This window comes from Bacillus cereus group sp. MYBK30-2 (assembly GCF_051915945.1).
GTDB classification, from domain to species: domain Bacteria; phylum Bacillota; class Bacilli; order Bacillales; family Bacillaceae_G; genus Bacillus_A; species Bacillus_A paramycoides.
The window spans coordinates 670947-688326 of sequence record NZ_JBQAFR010000001.1 but is presented as its reverse complement, the minus strand read 5'-3'; the positions used below and the strand labels follow the sequence as shown (position 1 = coordinate 688326).

Sequence of the window (17380 nt, the reverse complement as noted above, 5' to 3'; positions counted from 1 at the left end):
TCTTTCTTTTATATTTTAAAGTGGTGGTAGATCAATCTTACCTTCTTCAAATAATTCTTTTATCATATGTTTCGTATAACCGGCCGCTTGACCAAATGTGATTTTTGCTGGCATTGGTGCTTCATTTACATCTACTACTACATCAATAATACACGGTTTATTTTGTTTTACTGCGTTTTCAAAAGCAGGGAGTAGTTCATCTAAATTCTCAACTCGATATCCAATTCCACCGCAAGCCTCTGCGTATTTAGCGAAATCAGGATTCGTTAAGTCTGTGCCGAATTCGATATTACCCATAACTTCTTGTTCGAATTTAATCATGGCGATCTTATTATTGTTTAATACGATGACAACGATTGGCAGTTTATATTTAACAGCTGTTACAAAGTCGTTCATTGTCATTCCAAACCCGCCGTCACCACAAACTGCAAACACTTGTTTATCCGGGAAAGCAATTTTTCCAGCAAGTGCACCAGGTAAGCCACAACCAAGTGTGGCAAGCCAGCTAGAAATGATAAATTGCTGGTTTGTCATACGGAAGTGCCTTGCTATCCACACTGTTACATTTCCGACATCGACAGATAAGATTGCATCATCTTCTGCTACTTTCTGCAGAGCATGCATAACTCGCTGTGGTTTAATTGGAGTCGAAGAATCTTCTTCTTGATTGTGTAATTTTTCTTCCCACTTTTTCATCATTTCTTGGTGGTGCTCTAAGAACGAATGGTCTTCATGATTTTCTACATTTGCAATTAACCATTTTAATGTCTTATCAGCATCACCAGCTAATCCGATATCTGTCGCATAACGTTTCCCGATTTGAGCAGGGTCTGTATCAATATGAAGTGTTTTTGCTTTTTCGGGTAGGAAACCAGTAAACGGATAAGAAGTACCAACCATAATTAAAGTATCCGCATGTTTCATTGCTTCATAAGATGGTTTCGTTCCGATTAACCCTAATCCCCCAATACAAAGAGGGTGTTCGTCAGGGATGATTCCTTTAGCGGGTAATGTAAGTACGATTGGAGCACCGATATGTTCAGCAAATGCAAGCAAAGACTCTCTCGCATGTTTTGCGCCTTTACCAGCTAAAATAACAGGTTTTTTCGCTTCGTTAAGTGCGAGTTTGGCTAAAGTTAAATCTTCATCTTGCGGAAATAATTCAGGTAAAGTAAAAGATGAATTTGTAATACGAGCACCATCTTTTATTTCAAACTTCGGAACATCATCTGGAATGGTAAGAACAGATACACCTTTTTTCGTATATGCCATTCGAATTGCTTGATTCACCACAGCAGGTAATTGTTCAGCTGACATAATTCGTTGATTATAAACCGCAACATCATCAAACATTCTTTCCAAGTTTACTTCTTGGAAAAATCCCGTTCCAAGTAAATCGCTTTCAACTTGTCCTGTAATTGCTAGTACAGGAGCTTGATCGAGTTTCGCATCATACAAACCATTGAGTAAATGGATTGCTCCAGGTCCAGCAATAGCCATACAAACGCCAAGTTTTCCCGTTAACTTCGCATAGGCTGCCGCCGCAAGTGCACCAGCTTCCTCATGACGAACTTGAATGAATTTGATTTTATCTTGTTTTTTTCTTAAAGGCTCAATAATAGAGTTAATGGAATCTCCCGGCATACCATATATATGCTCTACACCCCAATCAATTAATAGGTCAACTAGTGCTTCACCGGCTGTTTTTCCAAACATAATCGTTCCTCCTTGTAATAGGTAGATACTATTATGTTTTGGAGAAAAAGGAAAAATATACAAATAATAAAACATATTTGTTTTAATGATGACCAGTAAAAAGGGCGAGGACTGTTATAAGTAAAAAGCCACTAATAGACCATGATAGAAACGCAAGGAAAGTTAACTGTTTTTTTGCTTTCCAAAGCATTTCATGAATTGTGACATAACCTAGGGAACCAATTGCACTTCCCATAATCAGTCCTTGTAAAAGGGGGGCTTTCCCGTCCAACATAATGCCAAAAACAGTACCGGTACCTAGAATTAGGGAAAGTAATAAAGTTGTTAATAAAAATGAAATGTATTTATGCTTTGTAAAAAGAAATGGAATGATTAACGCTAATCCTTCTGGAATATGGTGAATAACAATCGCAAGTAAGAAAGGAATGGCAGAGTCATTATGATTTATAAAAGCTGTACCTAACGCAAAGCCACTCGGCATATTATGAATAAATATAGCGAAAGAAAGAAAAAGGAAGGTTTGCCATGCTTGTTGATCTTTTTTATGTATCATTGGATGATGGCAATAATTATCTAATAAGCTCATAACTAATACTCCGATAGCAATCCCAAGTATAGGACCAATTATTTCATAGCTTGAAAATGTTTCAGGAATAATTTCAAGGGATAATAATCCAAGTAAAATACCACCACATAATGCGTATAAGCGATGCATCTTTTCTTCAATTAGTTGGCGTGTTGCAAATCCAACAGCGCCTCCTAATAATAACCCACCGAACGAAAAAAACGTAACGATCATTGGAATCCATAAACGTTCCATATTATCACACTCCGATTCTATACCCTTGTTTTTAGCTTACTAATGGGAGAGGCAGATTAGTCCAAATAATCGTGTTTGATTATGGAGAGAAATCTGTTAATCCGTTATAATTTATATATTAAATTTAAGTGGAAATATGAAATGGGGAATAAGTTTGCAAACTAAGTGGAGTCTATCAGAATATGAAAATCCAAAACGATATGATATAGAAAATATAAGTTTGTCAGATTTTCCGTTTTTACTATCATGGGCACAAAAACTAAGTATACAAAATGAATGGATTCTAGATATTGCTTGTGGAACAGGAAGGGTTACAATTCCATTTATAGAAAGCGGATATCAAATGATTGGTGTAGATATACATGAAGGAATGCTTGCTGAAGCGAAGAGAAAATCTACGGAGTGTAAAAAAGTAAAATGGCTACAACAAGACTGCTTACAATTGAAGATTGAAGAAACGATTCCGTTAGCATTTATGGTTGGCCATGGATTCCAGCACTTTCTTATGAATACAGATCAAAATAAGTTATTAACATCTATTCATCATGTGTTAACTGAGAATGGTATATTCATATTCGATACACGATTTCCTTCAAAAGAAGAATTAATACAACCATCTACAGAAGAATATTGGACAACTATTAGTGATGAAAAGGGAAGAAAATGTGATTTATATACTGAAATGACATATGATTCAATTCAGCAAATACAGCACTACATAACAACAAGAAGGTTTTATAAGGATGATGTGCTAGTAGAGGAACTGAAAACAACGATTGATCTTCGCTATACGTATCCGCAGGAGTTAGAAAGATTACTAGTAGCTAATGGTTTTGAATTATTACATATATATAATGATTGGGAAGGAAATGAGTTAGGGGAAGATTGCTATTCTATGGTAGTAGTTTGCCGGAAGAAAAAATAGTGTTATTTTAAAAATATGAGTGTAAAAAGCTTTTAAGGAGAGAAAAAGATGTCTTGGTACTTAGATAATGTTTATGAATTAGATAAAGGAGCGCCATATACATTCTACCTTCCTAGCTCAGAAGTGTTGGAGAAATTAAAGGTTGGAGATTTGGTAAAGTTAATTTTTGTAACTAAAAATGAGGAAGAAGATGGGTTTAATGGTGAAAGAATGTGGGTGGAAATCACTGAAAGAAATGAGAAGAAGTTTGTAGGGAAACTCAACAATAATCCGTATCGTTTAGATTTAAAAATAGGTGATAAAATTTCATTTGGAATTGAAAATATATGTGATACGGAATATCACGATCCAGCTTCAAAAGATTGGGATTTTTATTTTGATACAAAGGTAATTGTTAGTAATGATGTACTTGAAAAAAGAGAATTTAACTTTATGCTTAAAGAGGATTCAAGAGAAGAAGGTGACTCTGGTTGGTCAATATTAAGTGGCTATGAAAGTGATGACTTTGTAAATGATCCTAAAAACTTTCAAATTATTTCAGTTGGAGTCATATTGAATATAGATGATTCTATTTTAAAATTTCTTGAGGAACCACCTTTATGTGCATATGAAAGAAATGATGAAGGTAGATTCTATAAAATTGAAGACTATGATTGGGATGCTTATTTAAATGGATAGAAGAAGTGACTACGTTTTAAAGAAAGCAATATATATTATTTCGTGCTATGTGCTGGATGAAGGTTTTACAGATAATAATTCAAGAGCGTAATAGTAAATGGAGGAAATAGTTATGCAGCATATTAAAAAAATAGGAAACTCATTTTGGTATATGACACCTGTTTCGGAGACGGATAGACCAATCTTAGGAATGGTTGTTGGAAAAGAAAAGACTTTGATGATAGATGCAGGTAATTCAGAAGCACATGCACAATTGTTTTTAGAAATGTTAAAAGAGAAAAATATCTCAAATCCTGATTTGGTAGCATTAACGCATTGGCACTGGGATCATATTTTTGGATTGCCTGTACTACAAGATACATTGTCTATCGCACATTTTGAAACAAAAAAAGAGATGAACACAATTGTTTCTTATGAATGGACAGATGAGGCATTGGATGCACGAGTGAAGGAAGGTACAGAAATTGAATTTTGTGCGGAGTGCATAAAAAAAGAGTTCAATGAACAACCGAGAAATATTGAAATTATTCCGCCGACCTTAACGTTCCAGAATCAACTTGAATTAGACCTTGGTGAAGTGACGTGTGTGTTAAAACATGTGGGTGGAGATCATTCGCAAGACTCCGTTGTCATTTATATTAAAGAAGAAAAGATATTGTTTTTAGGAGACTGTATTTATGCAGATATTTTTTCTTCGAAGTGGAACTATACGACGAAACGAACGTTTAAATTGATACAAGAATTAGAGGGATTTGATGCCGAGACATATATTCTTTCACATGGGAAAGCTATAGATCGGGCTGAATTTTTACAAGAAATTCGTTTATTAAAAACAGTAGGAACATATACGGAGATACATAAAGGTAATGTAGAGAAGATAAAGGAAGCGTATAAACAAGAACTAGATAGAGAATTAAATGAAGATGAACTAGAAACAATAACATACTTTGTAAATGGTTATGAAATGGTTAATCTGTAAAACCTAACTTTAATTAAATTGAAACTTATTTTGACCCAAAACAATTTAACTGCACAAAAAGAGTATTGAAAGTTAATTCAATACTCTTTTTAATAATTAAATATCTAGTCCCAACCAATTTCTAAATCTTTTTGCGGGCTCATCATCTGAATTTAAACAACTTTCAGGACTGGTTGAATCCTCACATCCTACAAAAGCTATCCTTGACCAATTCTCAATGAATTCAATGAAATTATTCGCAACTTTATATCCGTGTCCTTCTCCATCCTCGTGACTTAGATAAACTATTGGAGCATCTATATCATTTTTAATAAGTTTTTCGTTGTAATTTCTAGCCTTAAACAAGAGTTCATTTATAACACGTTACTTTTAGGGGGGATTTTTTAGAATATAAGTTTTGTAATCTTAAAAGTTATTTTTCATATAGTGTGGGTTTCGATTAGCAGATTTTTTAGCTAAATCAGTAATATATTCGAAGAACACATCACGTTTTACATCATAAACGACATTTACTGGTCGTCCATTAGCCGTTTCCACTGTACGTCCTTGGCTGGGCCCGGATATATGAACGATACTATTAATCGTTTGAGTTTTTGCAAGATCAGTGTTTCCGACAAGTGCAGTAGTTAATACATCCCACAAATAGTAGGTAGAGTTAGTTGAAAAGTGAACGAGAGGGGGGACCATCGCATAGCATTGACCAAGGAAGTCGACACCAATATATTTACGATTTTTTGCCCAGCGTTCACGTACGTCTAATGTTAGCGGAACTTGGTTTGTACTTTCTAGCGTCACTAAATCAATTTTTATTTTTGCTCCCCATACATGAGCTACTGCTTCAGGATCCCAAAATGAATTCCATTCGGCTGTTCCATCATGCTCAGGTTCATGCACATTGCCTGCAGTACGAAATGTACCCCCCATCCAAACTAGACGTTCAATTTTTTCCTCGATTACAGGTGCTTCATATAATGCACGGGCAAGGTCAGTTAGGGGCCCTGTAAATAATAAAGTTGTTTTTCCATCGGTTTGTAGAAGGGTCTCTATTATATGATGATGTGCGGGCTTAGCTGACGTGGGTGTTATCACTTTTCCAAACTCATTTAAAATTGGTAAAGCATCTACATAAAACGCATGCATCCGCCAGTCTTTTGGAAATGGATTTTTTCCACGAGAGTTTGATGCTGCTACTTCAATACTACTTTTACCAAAACGATCGATAATTTTACGACTTGCAGACATTGCTGGTTCTAAATAGCAATCTGCTGGTATAACAGAGACCCCGGTAAGTTCCACATTGTCCATCTGAAGTAATAAAAACAGTGAAACTAAATCATCTACACCACCATCATGATTGAAGTACACTTTTTTCATCATTGTAATCTCCGTCCTATAATATTTAATCAAGAATTAAATACGAATTGGTGAAAAATCATCTATAATTTCCATCACTTCAATTTTTCCATTAATCAGTAGCTCAGGAAGTTCATTTCTAACATTTCCTTGCCAATACTCTCTAGCTTGTTCAATTTTTTGAGAAAAAGGAATACCATCTTCTTTCGGTAAAAGGTTTCCGTCACCTTCAAAAGAACTGCCAATCACTCGTAGTTTAACAATCTGCAAAACTTCTCGATTGTAAGAATCAAACAGCTCTTTCCATTTCAGAGCATCTTCATAGCTTTTGGAAGCATATAAGCAAGACAATCTTGAAGGATATTCAGGAAATTCTTGCAGCCTAACCATTTCCACAATAGTTTCTCTAATCGCTCTAATTGTATGGTCCATATAATTCATAACTACTTTAGCATTTTCAATATTTATATGTAATTCCTCATCGGTATAATGATTTTTTAAAATTTGAATGGAATCTTCACCATTAGAATTTAATTGTTCTCTTTCAAAAAAGAAGTGATATAGCGTATTAGTTTGATTTTTGTCAAAGTTTATGATTTGTCCGAGGTTCATTTTTTTTCTAGTAACAATGTGATAAGCGTACAATTCATTCTCTCTCATAATCTTCCTCCTAGCGTTTTTTCATATACCTAAACGGAAATTATAGAATTATTTTATAAAAAGCTTTACGGATTGCCGTTTCTCTAGGGTCATCAAACATTTGCATACCAACCCGTGTCATTGCATATGAAAAACCAACTCGATTTATTGGATCAGCAAAACATAAAGAGCCACCTGCCCCTGGATGACCAAAGCATGAAGAATTTCCATAATTAGAACCGGTTGTTAACGGCTTGAAAAATCCTAATGAAAATGCCGTGTCGACGGTTTGGACAACATCACGCCAGCCATTTTTCGTTTGGATAGGTGGTTTGGACAATTCATCTAATGTATGTGGGATTATTTCTAAGTGAGGACCACCATTAGCAAATTCGCTATATATTTTGGCCATATCACGTACTACCCCAATACCATTTCCAGATGGGAATTCTACTTCTCGTAATTCTCTTCGGTTGAAATTATCATGAGCTAATAATCCTTTTGGATCTAACATACTACGTTTTGCTAATGATTTTGGATTCATAAATGCCCATAGTAAGCTTTTAGGAAAAGAGCTGAAGTTTTTAAATATAGCAAATATAGATTGGATTCCTTTAATAGTCGCAATTCGTTCATCTGGAAGAGAAGAGGGGATGCCAATATACATTTCGGCATGCAAGGGCCCTGAAATTTCTTCATTGAAAAATTGAGTAAGATTTCTTCCTTTTGGATCTACATGACGAATTAACTCACTTATAAACCAGCCTATTGTCCAAGTATGATAACCATGTTTTGTACCAGGTTCCCAAGCTGGCTTCATAGTTTCTAAATACGGGGCAACGTTTTTTGTATCAAAGTCACTAAGTGTATGTAATGGTAATTCATTAATACAGCATAATCCCGCTGTATGTGCAAGTAACTGCCGGACTGTAATGTTTTCTTTTCCATTTCTCCCAAATTCATTCCAGTAAGTAGATACTTTTTCATCGTAATCTATATACCTTTTTGAATGAGCTAAAGCTAATGCAAGAGCAGCAAACCCTTTTGTCCCAGAAAATATGAGAACTGCTGTATCTTCTGTCCAAAATTCCTTAGTTTGGTGATCACGATAACCACCCCATAGATCAACAACACACTCACCATTGTAATAGATACAACATGCCGCCCCTAATTCTTCACGAGTTGTAAAATTTTCTATAAATGCATCCTTAACTTTTTCAAACCCAGGTTTGACGAAACCGTCAATATGAATGGTTTGTTCCATTATTTAATCTCCTTATTTTTAAGTATTGATATCGAAAAAATGGTATATGTAGTAATACAACATTGGGATATATAAAACCTTTATGAAAAATAAAGTTATTAAACATGAGAATTTTGAGTGAAAAAGGGGAGATGTCTGAAATCGCTTTGAGAACATTCACAAAATGTTCACTAACGAAGAGATTTCTACTATCGATATAATGACAAAAACTTAAACAGAAAGGATTATATAAATTTGTTTTGTATGCCGTTGTGAAAAATTAAAATTTTTAAAGGATAATGTATGTGTAGAAAGAATATATTTAACAGGAATATACGTTCGGCTTTATTGTTAACCCCATACTGTAAAGGGAGCTAATAAAATGGATAATAAATTAATACGGATAGGAACTACATACTTACCTGTAATTGATACGGTTAATGCATCAAAATGGTATGTAGAAAAGTTGGGTGCGGAGTTAAGCTATCAGGATTCAGACAAAGCGATTATTAATCTAGCAAATATAAGTGTTTTTTTAGTGAAATCAAAAGAGAATCAAAGCTCGAATTTTTATGATATTAATGGTGAGGAACGATTTTCAATTACATTTGAAGTGGATGGATTAGATACTTTACATGCATTGCATCTTGATTTTATTAAAAAAGGGATAAAAGTTGGTGAAATTGAAAATAGAGGTCATGTAGGTAGAAATTTTGTTTTGTATGATTTGGATGGTAATAAATTTGATGTATGGAGCGAGTTGAGTTCGAAATTTAAGAATAAACAAGGTATCTAGTCGTTAGAGGAATAAAAAGTATAGTGAAAAATGTTGTTTCTACATAAGTTAGCAATTAGCTTAGTTGAAAAATAAGTAAAAAAGACCTCGATTTTATTATATTGAGGTCTTTTTTGTATACGATATAATATATAAGCTATAGATTGATCATTTTTCAAATCGCAAATGAACAAACTTCAACATCTTTATTAAATTTACAATCCGCATCATTATACGTGTACTACCATCCCAATCTTTTTTTGTAGGTATATCTTTAAAGAAGGGGGAGCAGCTTAACACTTTTATATTAGAAGACCACTTTTCTATTGCCTTCGGATTATTGACATGAAAATGCATCATAGCACTGTTATTACCAGATTTTTTTACAGTAGCATTGGAAAGCTTTAGTGCAAACTTTGATTCCGCATCGAAATATAACTCTCCTTCAGGAAAACGCTTTGCCATAGCGACAATGATTTTTTTAAGTTCCTCTTCTTTAAAGTAATAAAAAACACCTGCGGATATAAAAAGGATTCCGTCCTTTGGATCATACTTTACATCGTCGAACCAAGAAGTATTAAAAAATGATTTAGCGATGCTTATATTTCGTGGTGAATCATCAATTAATATTTTACGAAAAGAGATTGCATCGGGCAAATCAAGGTTATACCAATGTATTGTACCGTTATCAACTCTTGAAAATGTAGTATCTAGTCCAGCACCGATATTTACAATAGTAGCATTCGGATGTTTACTAATAAATTGTTTTATAGTATCATCAATTTTTCGTGCGCGGGCAATGTAAGTTATGCATCCGTATTCACCAAAGGTGTCAGCTATTCTAGAGAAATCAAAATCGCAATCTTTAATAATTCGAATAGCCTCCATATCATCTAAAATATCTTTATTTTTTTCACTTCCGTTCGCTCGTCCCCAAAGTGGAATAAGCATAGTACCTTGGACTGAATGTAAATCTATTTCTTTAATCATGAAACATCCTCCGTTTAATAATAAACAATAAATTATTGTATCCGTTTAGTCGTTATTTAGCATTTTCGAGAGCATTTTATTTGTTTTATAAAGTCCGTAAGTTAAATCACGTTGATCTTCTTCATTTAGTTTTTCAAGACTATCTGTGAAATTATTATAAATTTGTTTCCATCTCTCATAATGTACTTTTTCAGCTTTTTCTGTTAGGGAAATTAAAACGGCTCGTTTATCTACTGTGTCTTGTTTTTTTACAATGTATCTATTTTGCTCTAAATTACGAACTGTTACACTTAATTGTTGTTTAGGTATGTTTAAGTAACTTGCAATCATTTTCAAATTTACAGCGACTTTTTGCTGGGCAATATACTCAACTACGTGTTGCTCTAAATGTGTAAATTCAGAGGATTTCTCAGATAACAGTTTGAAAGTACCTGACATATTTAATAATAAATTCATGTATTCGTTTAATAATTCTTTATTGGTCATTATTTTTCGCTTCCTTTATTGATTTAGTAATTATTTTATTACTATTTTTATTTAAAATCAAATGATTTTATTGGTATTAGTAAATATTTATTTACTAATAAGATGTTATTTAAATCGTGAGAAATGCAGTAGAGGAAAAGTTAAAGTATTTTTATGTGAGGAGAATGTAAAGATTATAAAATATTACTTTATACATAAAAAACTAATGAATCTAATGTCTCTTTCAGATATTATGCTGTAAATAATTTTATGGTAAAATCTTTTACATAATTAAATAAAGGGGTAGTATTCTATGGGTCATTTCTCAAATAGTTTATTAGTGTTGTTTGTTCTTATAGTATGTAGCTGTATAGTTTTTGGTGGATAATATAATGATAGATTGATATAAAAGAAGGTATCTCACAAAGGTGAGATACCTTCTTTTTCTTATAATCTTGTATCTGGAATAGCTTTTATATTAGTAGCCATTTCTGCAGTTTGAATCGCTCTTGTTTGCGGGGAAGAAAACACAAAGTCAAATTTAATATTTTGTAGTAATACCCAAATTGCTCTGCTTGTTTATCCTATCCTAAGCTCATTTAATAGTAATTTCGATTTTCATTGTAATCGATTTTTTCTTGAACTAGCCGGCAGCTTAGTTGAAGAAGGAAAATTTATAGTAAACATAGAAAATATTTAATGAATTAAAGTACATATGAGGTGAAAGTGATGGCAATAAAACATACTGAAATTAAAGTAGTAGTTGGAGCTGGAGCATTTAACAATAATCCAGGTTGGATTCAAACTAAAGAAGATGAACTTAACTTATTAATTGAAACTACTTGGGAAGAACGATTTGAATATAATTCTATTACAGCCATTTTAGCTGAGCATGTATGGGAACATCTTACTTTTGAAGAAGGTGTAAAAGCGGCTAAAATTTGTTATGAATTTTTAAAACCATCAGGCCATATTCGTTGTGGTGTCCCTGATGCATTTTTCCCAGATGAAACCTACCAAAATATCGTTAAAGTAGGCGGACCTGGACCTAAAGACCATCCAGCTGCAAGCCATAAAATAGTTCATAATTATAAAACATTAACTGAAATGTTTGAAACTGCTGGATTTGAAGTAGTTTTACTTGAATATTGTGATGAAAATGGACAATTTTTTTACAACGAATGGGATGCTAACGATGGTGTTATTTTCCGTTCAAAAAGGTATGACTCTAGAAATAAAGGAGATAAACTTGGTTTTCCATCACTAATTGTTGATGCGATTAAACGATAAGTAATTCAACTAACACATGCGTTAGTTCTATAAGTTCATGAGTCGCAAAAGCGGCTTTTTTTGTTTGTGTTGTAATTATTGCGGTAAAGATTCCTCCATTATGCTGCCCTATTAATATCTCTCAATATTCTAACCAATAATAATGTGCAACTTTTAAATATATAATCACCATATTAATACTAGACGTACAAACGTGAAAATTCTTGTTTTATTCACTTTCACATCCATAGATATGTTTATACTAATTTTCTAAAAGATTGATTGTGTTAGGGTTGCTTAAGGGTCTACATCAATTAAAAGCACTCGCTCACCATGAGAAGCTAGATAGTATCCAATTTCTTTACAAGGAGTCTTTTCCCTTTGTCACCGCTCATATTAAGAATGGTTATTACATGTCCTATATGTCAGTTCCGTTTATCTACTATTACTGAAACTAAAATTTCGTAAATCTTGATATACCTTTTTCACCAGATTAAAACTGATAATTACACTCACGATATACTAAACAAATAATAAATAGAGAAATATATATGGAATCAATTGTATTTAGTTCATTGTGTTTTTAAAGAGAAGGAATTTTATTTTTACTTATTGAAGTATTGTTCTAGTCAGTTTAACGCCGGTCAAAAGAGTTTTTACAGAGTAATTTAGTGGAATAGAAGCCAAAGGATAATAGGGAGTATTTACATGAAAACTATTTTAAAGTACACAATTGAACCCCATAAAGATTTTAATGAATTATTAGCCTTGTATGAATCTTTGGGGTGGAATTCTCTTAAATTAACGGTTAACGAGTTAGAACGAATGTGTATACAAAGTTGGTATGCAATTTATGTTTATGATAACAAAAAATTAGTAGGGATGGGGCGCGTTATATCAGATGGTGTAATTACTGGTATTATTTGCGGAGTATGTGTATTACCGGAATATCAGTCCAAAGGAATTGGAAAGGAAATAGTAGAACGATTAAACAGGTACTGTGAACAAAATAGAGTTATTCCTCAACTTATGTGTGTTGAGGATTTGAAGCCGTACTATGAATCTATTGGATTTGAGGAATTTTCGATTGGAATGACGAAATATATTAAACGATAGGGGGCTTTATTTAATAAATTTTTTTGTAGTCAAAACTATTTTTAGAGTTCAAAAATCTAATTATAAAGGGGACTAAAGTTATGGAGATTGCTAAGGGAGTAGAGATGTTGCATCTTGAATTTCATGGGTATATTATTCATCCAATTCTTTTGTGGGATGATGATATGGCAGTTTTAATAGATACTGGATTCCCTGGACAAATTGAAGATATACGAGTAGCAATGGATAAGGTTGGAGTGCCGCTTGATAAACTTAACGTCGTGATTTTGACGCATCAGGATATAGATCATATAGGTAGTCTTCCTGAACTATTACAAAACTGTGGAAGCAATATTAAAGTTTATTCTCACGGGCTAGATAAGCCTTATATTGAGGGGGATTTACATTTATTGAAGGGTGCAAACGTAGAGAATCCACCGAAAGGAAAAGTGAGTGATACTTTGATTGACGGTCAAGAACTTCCGTATTGTGGCGGGATTCTTATTATTCATACCCCGGGACACACTCCTGGGCATATTAGCTTATACTTGAAACAAAGTAAAATTCTTATTGCTGGGGATTCAATGTATAGTGTAAACGGTGTTCTAGGGGGAGTTCATGCCCAAACTACTTTGGATATAAAAGAAGCACAACAGTCTTTGAAGAAATATTTAGATCTAGATATTGAATCAGTAGTTTGTTACCACGGAGGGTTAAGTAGGGGGGGAATTAATGAGCAAATCCAAAGATTATAGGGAATGATAATAACAAATTATCATTTCTTGTGAAGTTATTATTAACAATGAACAACTTTTTATATAAAGAAACTTATTAATTACAATAAATAAGAGCATGTTTTGAACATTACTTTTCAATAACATGCTCTTTTATTTAAGTTAACAACATTTAATTAATCAAATCATGTTTTAAGCAAACAGTTACTTTTGTATTAAGTAAATCTTAAACTATTTTTAATTCGATATTAGTTACTTAATCCATTCCAATAAAACGAAACAATTTGTTTTGCTAAGTCATCTATATCTACAAGAATAGGATTGTGATTCTCATCCTTATAATTTCCAATCGATAATAATGCTACGAAAGCATGAGCAGCTAATTTAGGATTTCCTTTTTGTATTTCTTCATTGTGCATTGCGTTATAGATTACTTTTTCCAATACTTCATACATTTTATCTTCAGCATTTTTCAATTCTTTCAATTGTTCTTCAGATAAAGAGAGTTTTGCATCTTTCATAAAATTTTTCATATCAATGTCCATCGTTGCGTGTAAGTATACTTTAGCAAAGTCCAATAATCTATCTTCTAAAGTCTTATTTGTAGAGAGTATTTGATCCATATTTTCTCTTATACGCACCATCATTTGAATCATTGTAGCGGTAAATAAATCAGCTTTTGTTGAGTAGTAATAGTAGACAGTTGCCTTTGTAACGCCACATTCTTTCGCGACCTCATCCATCGAAACTACTTGATAATTTTGTGTGAGAAATAATCGAGTTGCACCTTCTAAAATTAGTTCCTTTGTAGCCTTTGTATTTTTATTTTGACGGGGCCTTCCGAGAGGACGCTGTTTTTGTTCCAAATACATTCGCTCCTGACATTAATTATTGAGGTTATTATAACATAATTTTTAAGCATTCTTGATTAATTAACTGACCAGTATATATAATTAATAGTGGGAGAAAAAAGGAAGGTGGGTTTTTATGAAAAAACACCAGTTAAGCACGTTAGGGAAGCTTGTAGCAGGGAAGCATACGCAATGGATAACATTAGCGGTATGGATTCTTATTACATTAGTACTTTCATTTACGTTGCCCCAAGTAAATAGTACAAAGGATCCTAATCCGAAGAATCTACCTGAAACAGCTATGTCACAACAAGCGGAAGCACTTATGAAAAAAGAGTTTCCGAATAATGCAGGAAACCCGTTGTTAATTGTATGGCATAGAGATGGTGGATTGCAGTCAAAAGACTACAAATTAATACAGGACGTTTATAAACAGTTAAAAATTGATCCTTTAAAAGAACAATCATTGTTACCACCATTTGATACAATCCCTGAGCAAGTACTTTCAAAAAGTGCATCAAAAGATGGTACATCATTTGTCACACCAGTATTCTTTAATAAAACTGCTGGAACGGATGTATTAAAAGGTAATTTAGAAGAGTTACGAAAAATAGTGAATAGTAAGGTGGATGAAGATCCATTTAAACAAAAAATTAGTGACTCTGGCTTACATGTTCGATTATCTGGACCTGTAGGTATTCAAACGGATGCGGTAAGTTTATTTAGTCAAGCTGATGTGAAATTATTAGTTGCTACTGTACTACTTGTGTTGGTTTTATTAATTTTATTGTATCGCTCTCCAATTTTAGCAATCTTACCTTTACTTGTTGTGGGCTTTGCATATGGAATTATCAGTCCGACACTGGGCTTTTTAGCAGACAATGGATGGATTAAAGTTGATGCACAAGCTATATCGATTATGACAGTTTTACTATTTGGAGCAGGAACGGACTATTGTTTATTTCTTATTTCAAGGTATAGAGAGTACTTATTAGAAGAGAAAAGTAAATATAAAGCATTGCAACTTGCGATAAAAGCATCAGGCGGAGCGATTATCATGAGTGCACTAACTGTAGTACTAGGGTTAGGAACATTATTACTTGCACATTATGGAGCTTTTCATCGATTTGCAGTCCCATTTAGTGTCGCTGTTTTCATCATGGGAATTGCTGCATTAACAATTCTTCCGGCATTATTATTAATTTTCGGTAGAGCTGCATTTTTCCCATTTATACCGAGAACTGATGAAATGAATGAAGAGTATGCAAATAAAAAAAAGAAAGTAGTAAAAGTAAAAATTACAAAGGGGGCCTTTAGTAAAAAGCTTAGCGATATTGTTGTACGTAAACCGTGGACAATTATCATGCTAACCGTATTTTTATTAGGAGGATTGGCTTCATTTGTACCACGTATTCAATACACATACGATTTGTTAGAATCCTTCCCGAAAGATATGCCATCACGCGAAGGATTTACATTAATTTCTGATCATTTTTCAGCTGGAGAATTAGCACCAGTAAAGATTGTAGTTGATTCAAAAGGAAAAGATTTATCTATTAAACAAGAATTAGAGAAATTATCTTTTGTTAATAAAGTGAAAGAACCAATGAGGGGAAAAGAGAACAATCAATTGCAAATGTATGAAGTTTCTTTAGCGGAAAATCCATATTCTATAGAAGCATTAGATCAAATCCCTAAATTAAAAAATAGTGTAGAAAAGGTATTAAAAGAAGAAGGCATTTCTAACGCTAAGAATCATTTGTGGATTGGAGGAGAAACAGCTTCCTTATATGATACAAAGCAAATTACTGAGCGTGATGAAGCAGTAATTATTCCGGTTATGATTAGTATCATAGCTCTACTTTTACTCGTGTATTTACGTTCAATCGTTGCGATGATTTACTTAATTGTAACAGTTGTTTTATCATTTTTCTCTGCCTTAGGAGCAGGGTGGATTTTACTTCATTTTGGTATGGGGGCTCCTGCAATACAAGGTGCGATCCCGTTATATGCATTTGTATTTTTAGTTGCCTTAGGAGAAGACTATAACATCTTTATGATTTCTGAAATATGGAAAAACAGAAAAAAACAAAATCATTTAGATGCAGTGAAAAATGGTGTTATGCAAACAGGAAGTGTGATTACATCAGCAGGTTTAATTTTAGCGGGAACTTTTGCAGTGTTAGGTACGTTGCCAATCCAAGTTCTTGTTCAATTCGGAATTGTGACTGCAATTGGCATATTACTAGATACGTTTATTGTAAGACCATTATTAGTACCAGCAATTACAGTTGTATTAGGACGTTTTGCTTTTTGGCCAGGAAAACTTTGGAAAGAAGAAAAGCGATTACAAAAAGAAGATAATTTATAAAAAGAAGGTTGCCGACTAAGTCAGTGAAACTGATTTTAAGGCAACCTTTTAATTATATTTAGGGCAGATTAATTATTATTTATATTGAATATTCAATATAAATAATGAAAACTATGAATGACGAAGTGCTAAGTGAATTAAAATTTTCTTATCAGACATAATAACTTTTAAGAAATTCCATTGAGTGGGAAATTTTCTATATTATATGTTGTTATAGGATGATTAAAATGTGGGAAACAATTATTTTTTATGTTCCAGAGTGGAAAATTTTTATACAAGCCTTTATCGTACTTGTTATTCCATATATGATTTCAAGATTTTTCAGTTGGATTCGTACATTAGAAAAAGAATAATACAACGAACTAATTGAGGGATTAATATTAGATTCAATCGAAGAAAAAATATGGATACTCAAAGAAGGGAAGTACTAGGAAAAAAAGTTAATAGGTTCTAATGTAACTGGAAGCTTTTTAGAGA

18 protein-coding genes and 1 pseudogene are annotated in these 17380 nt (G+C 33.1%); 9 read left to right on the top strand and 10 right to left on the bottom strand.

Annotated features, from left to right (window positions below; translation table 11 throughout):
- Positions 1 to 15: 15 nt before the first annotated feature.
- Both ACTFQM_RS03625 and ACTFQM_RS03620 read right to left on the bottom strand, forming a co-directional pair.
- On the bottom strand, positions 16 to 1716 hold the full coding sequence (locus ACTFQM_RS03625; RefSeq protein ID WP_440033484.1) for a pyruvate oxidase: 1701 nt from the start codon (positions 1714 to 1716) through the stop codon (positions 16 to 18).
- An 82-nt stretch (positions 1717 to 1798) separates the two neighbouring features.
- Positions 1799 to 2536, bottom strand: a complete 738-nt coding sequence (locus ACTFQM_RS03620) for a ZIP family metal transporter (protein ID WP_440033483.1) — start codon at positions 2534 to 2536, stop codon at positions 1799 to 1801.
- A gap of 136 nt (positions 2537 to 2672) precedes the next feature.
- Here ACTFQM_RS03620 and ACTFQM_RS03615 point away from each other — a divergent pair, with 136 nt between their 5' ends.
- From ACTFQM_RS03615 to ACTFQM_RS03605, 3 genes are all read left to right on the top strand, one after another.
- The gene (locus tag ACTFQM_RS03615; RefSeq protein WP_440033482.1) at positions 2673 to 3461 is read left to right on the top strand and encodes a class I SAM-dependent methyltransferase; all 789 of its coding nucleotides are present in this window, start codon (positions 2673 to 2675) and stop codon (positions 3459 to 3461) included.
- A 48-nt stretch (positions 3462 to 3509) separates the two neighbouring features.
- Positions 3510 to 4139 (top strand): immunity protein Imm33 domain-containing protein, encoded by a 630-nt coding sequence (locus ACTFQM_RS03610; protein WP_440033481.1) that lies wholly within the window; start codon positions 3510 to 3512, stop codon positions 4137 to 4139.
- Between the two features lie 112 nt (positions 4140 to 4251).
- Positions 4252 to 5118 (top strand): MBL fold metallo-hydrolase, encoded by an 867-nt coding sequence (locus ACTFQM_RS03605; protein ID WP_440033480.1) that lies wholly within the window; start codon positions 4252 to 4254, stop codon positions 5116 to 5118.
- 96 nt (positions 5119 to 5214) lie between these two features.
- On the opposite strand, the pseudogene ACTFQM_RS03600 reads toward ACTFQM_RS03605, so the two are convergent.
- From ACTFQM_RS03600 to ACTFQM_RS03585, 4 genes and pseudogenes are all read right to left on the bottom strand, one after another.
- Positions 5215 to 5430, bottom strand: a pseudogene (locus ACTFQM_RS03600) (SMI1/KNR4 family protein); the annotation flags it as partial.
- Positions 5431 to 5523: 93 nt separating this feature from the next.
- On the bottom strand, positions 5524 to 6495 hold the full coding sequence (locus ACTFQM_RS03595; RefSeq protein WP_440033479.1) for a nucleoside hydrolase: 972 nt from the start codon (positions 6493 to 6495) through the stop codon (positions 5524 to 5526).
- Positions 6496 to 6528: 33 nt separating this feature from the next.
- Positions 6529 to 7131, bottom strand: a complete 603-nt coding sequence (locus ACTFQM_RS03590; RefSeq protein ID WP_440033478.1) for a DUF2441 domain-containing protein — start codon at positions 7129 to 7131, stop codon at positions 6529 to 6531.
- Between the two features lie 40 nt (positions 7132 to 7171).
- Complete coding sequence (locus tag ACTFQM_RS03585; RefSeq protein ID WP_440033477.1) at positions 7172 to 8374, bottom strand: serine hydrolase domain-containing protein; 1203 nt, start codon at positions 8372 to 8374, stop codon at positions 7172 to 7174.
- Positions 8375 to 8735: 361 nt separating this feature from the next.
- On the opposite strand from ACTFQM_RS03585, the gene ACTFQM_RS03580 reads away from it, so the two are divergent.
- Complete coding sequence (locus tag ACTFQM_RS03580) at positions 8736 to 9149, top strand: VOC family protein (protein WP_440033476.1); 414 nt, start codon at positions 8736 to 8738, stop codon at positions 9147 to 9149.
- Positions 9150 to 9296: 147 nt separating this feature from the next.
- Here the strand turns inward: ACTFQM_RS03580 and ACTFQM_RS03575 are convergent, their stop codons facing one another.
- The 3 genes from ACTFQM_RS03575 to ACTFQM_RS03565 all read right to left on the bottom strand — a co-directional run bounded on the left by ACTFQM_RS03575 (position 9297) and on the right by ACTFQM_RS03565 (position 11114).
- Positions 9297 to 10118 carry a class I SAM-dependent methyltransferase gene (locus ACTFQM_RS03575; RefSeq protein WP_440033475.1) on the bottom strand — a complete coding sequence of 274 codons (822 nt, stop codon included), beginning with the start codon at positions 10116 to 10118 and terminating at the stop codon, positions 9297 to 9299.
- A gap of 45 nt (positions 10119 to 10163) precedes the next feature.
- Positions 10164 to 10604, bottom strand: a complete 441-nt coding sequence (locus ACTFQM_RS03570; protein WP_440033474.1) for a MarR family winged helix-turn-helix transcriptional regulator — start codon at positions 10602 to 10604, stop codon at positions 10164 to 10166.
- Between the two features lie 426 nt (positions 10605 to 11030).
- Positions 11031 to 11114, bottom strand: a complete 84-nt coding sequence (locus tag ACTFQM_RS03565) for a hypothetical protein (protein ID WP_244158166.1) — start codon at positions 11112 to 11114, stop codon at positions 11031 to 11033.
- Positions 11115 to 11312: 198 nt separating this feature from the next.
- On the opposite strand from ACTFQM_RS03565, the gene ACTFQM_RS03560 reads away from it, so the two are divergent.
- The 3 genes from ACTFQM_RS03560 (at position 11313) to ACTFQM_RS03550 (ending at position 13702) form a co-directional block, all read left to right on the top strand.
- Positions 11313 to 11873, top strand: coding sequence for a class I SAM-dependent methyltransferase (locus ACTFQM_RS03560; RefSeq protein WP_440033473.1), 561 nt, complete (start codon positions 11313 to 11315; stop codon positions 11871 to 11873).
- Between the two features lie 687 nt (positions 11874 to 12560).
- Positions 12561 to 12968, top strand: a complete 408-nt coding sequence (locus ACTFQM_RS03555; RefSeq protein WP_440033472.1) for a GNAT family N-acetyltransferase — start codon at positions 12561 to 12563, stop codon at positions 12966 to 12968.
- Between the two features lie 80 nt (positions 12969 to 13048).
- Complete coding sequence (locus tag ACTFQM_RS03550; protein ID WP_440033471.1) at positions 13049 to 13702, top strand: MBL fold metallo-hydrolase; 654 nt, start codon at positions 13049 to 13051, stop codon at positions 13700 to 13702.
- A gap of 227 nt (positions 13703 to 13929) precedes the next feature.
- Here the strand turns inward: ACTFQM_RS03550 and ACTFQM_RS03545 are convergent, their stop codons facing one another.
- Positions 13930 to 14547 (bottom strand): TetR/AcrR family transcriptional regulator, encoded by a 618-nt coding sequence (locus ACTFQM_RS03545; protein ID WP_440033470.1) that lies wholly within the window; start codon positions 14545 to 14547, stop codon positions 13930 to 13932.
- Between the two features lie 121 nt (positions 14548 to 14668).
- On the opposite strand from ACTFQM_RS03545, the gene ACTFQM_RS03540 reads away from it, so the two are divergent.
- Both ACTFQM_RS03540 and ACTFQM_RS03535 read left to right on the top strand, forming a co-directional pair.
- Positions 14669 to 16903, top strand: coding sequence for an MMPL family transporter (locus tag ACTFQM_RS03540; protein ID WP_440033469.1), 2235 nt, complete (start codon positions 14669 to 14671; stop codon positions 16901 to 16903).
- A gap of 227 nt (positions 16904 to 17130) precedes the next feature.
- Positions 17131 to 17256 (top strand): hypothetical protein, encoded by a 126-nt coding sequence (locus ACTFQM_RS03535; RefSeq protein ID WP_440034417.1) that lies wholly within the window; start codon positions 17131 to 17133, stop codon positions 17254 to 17256.
- The last annotated feature ends 124 nt before the right edge of the window (positions 17257 to 17380 follow it).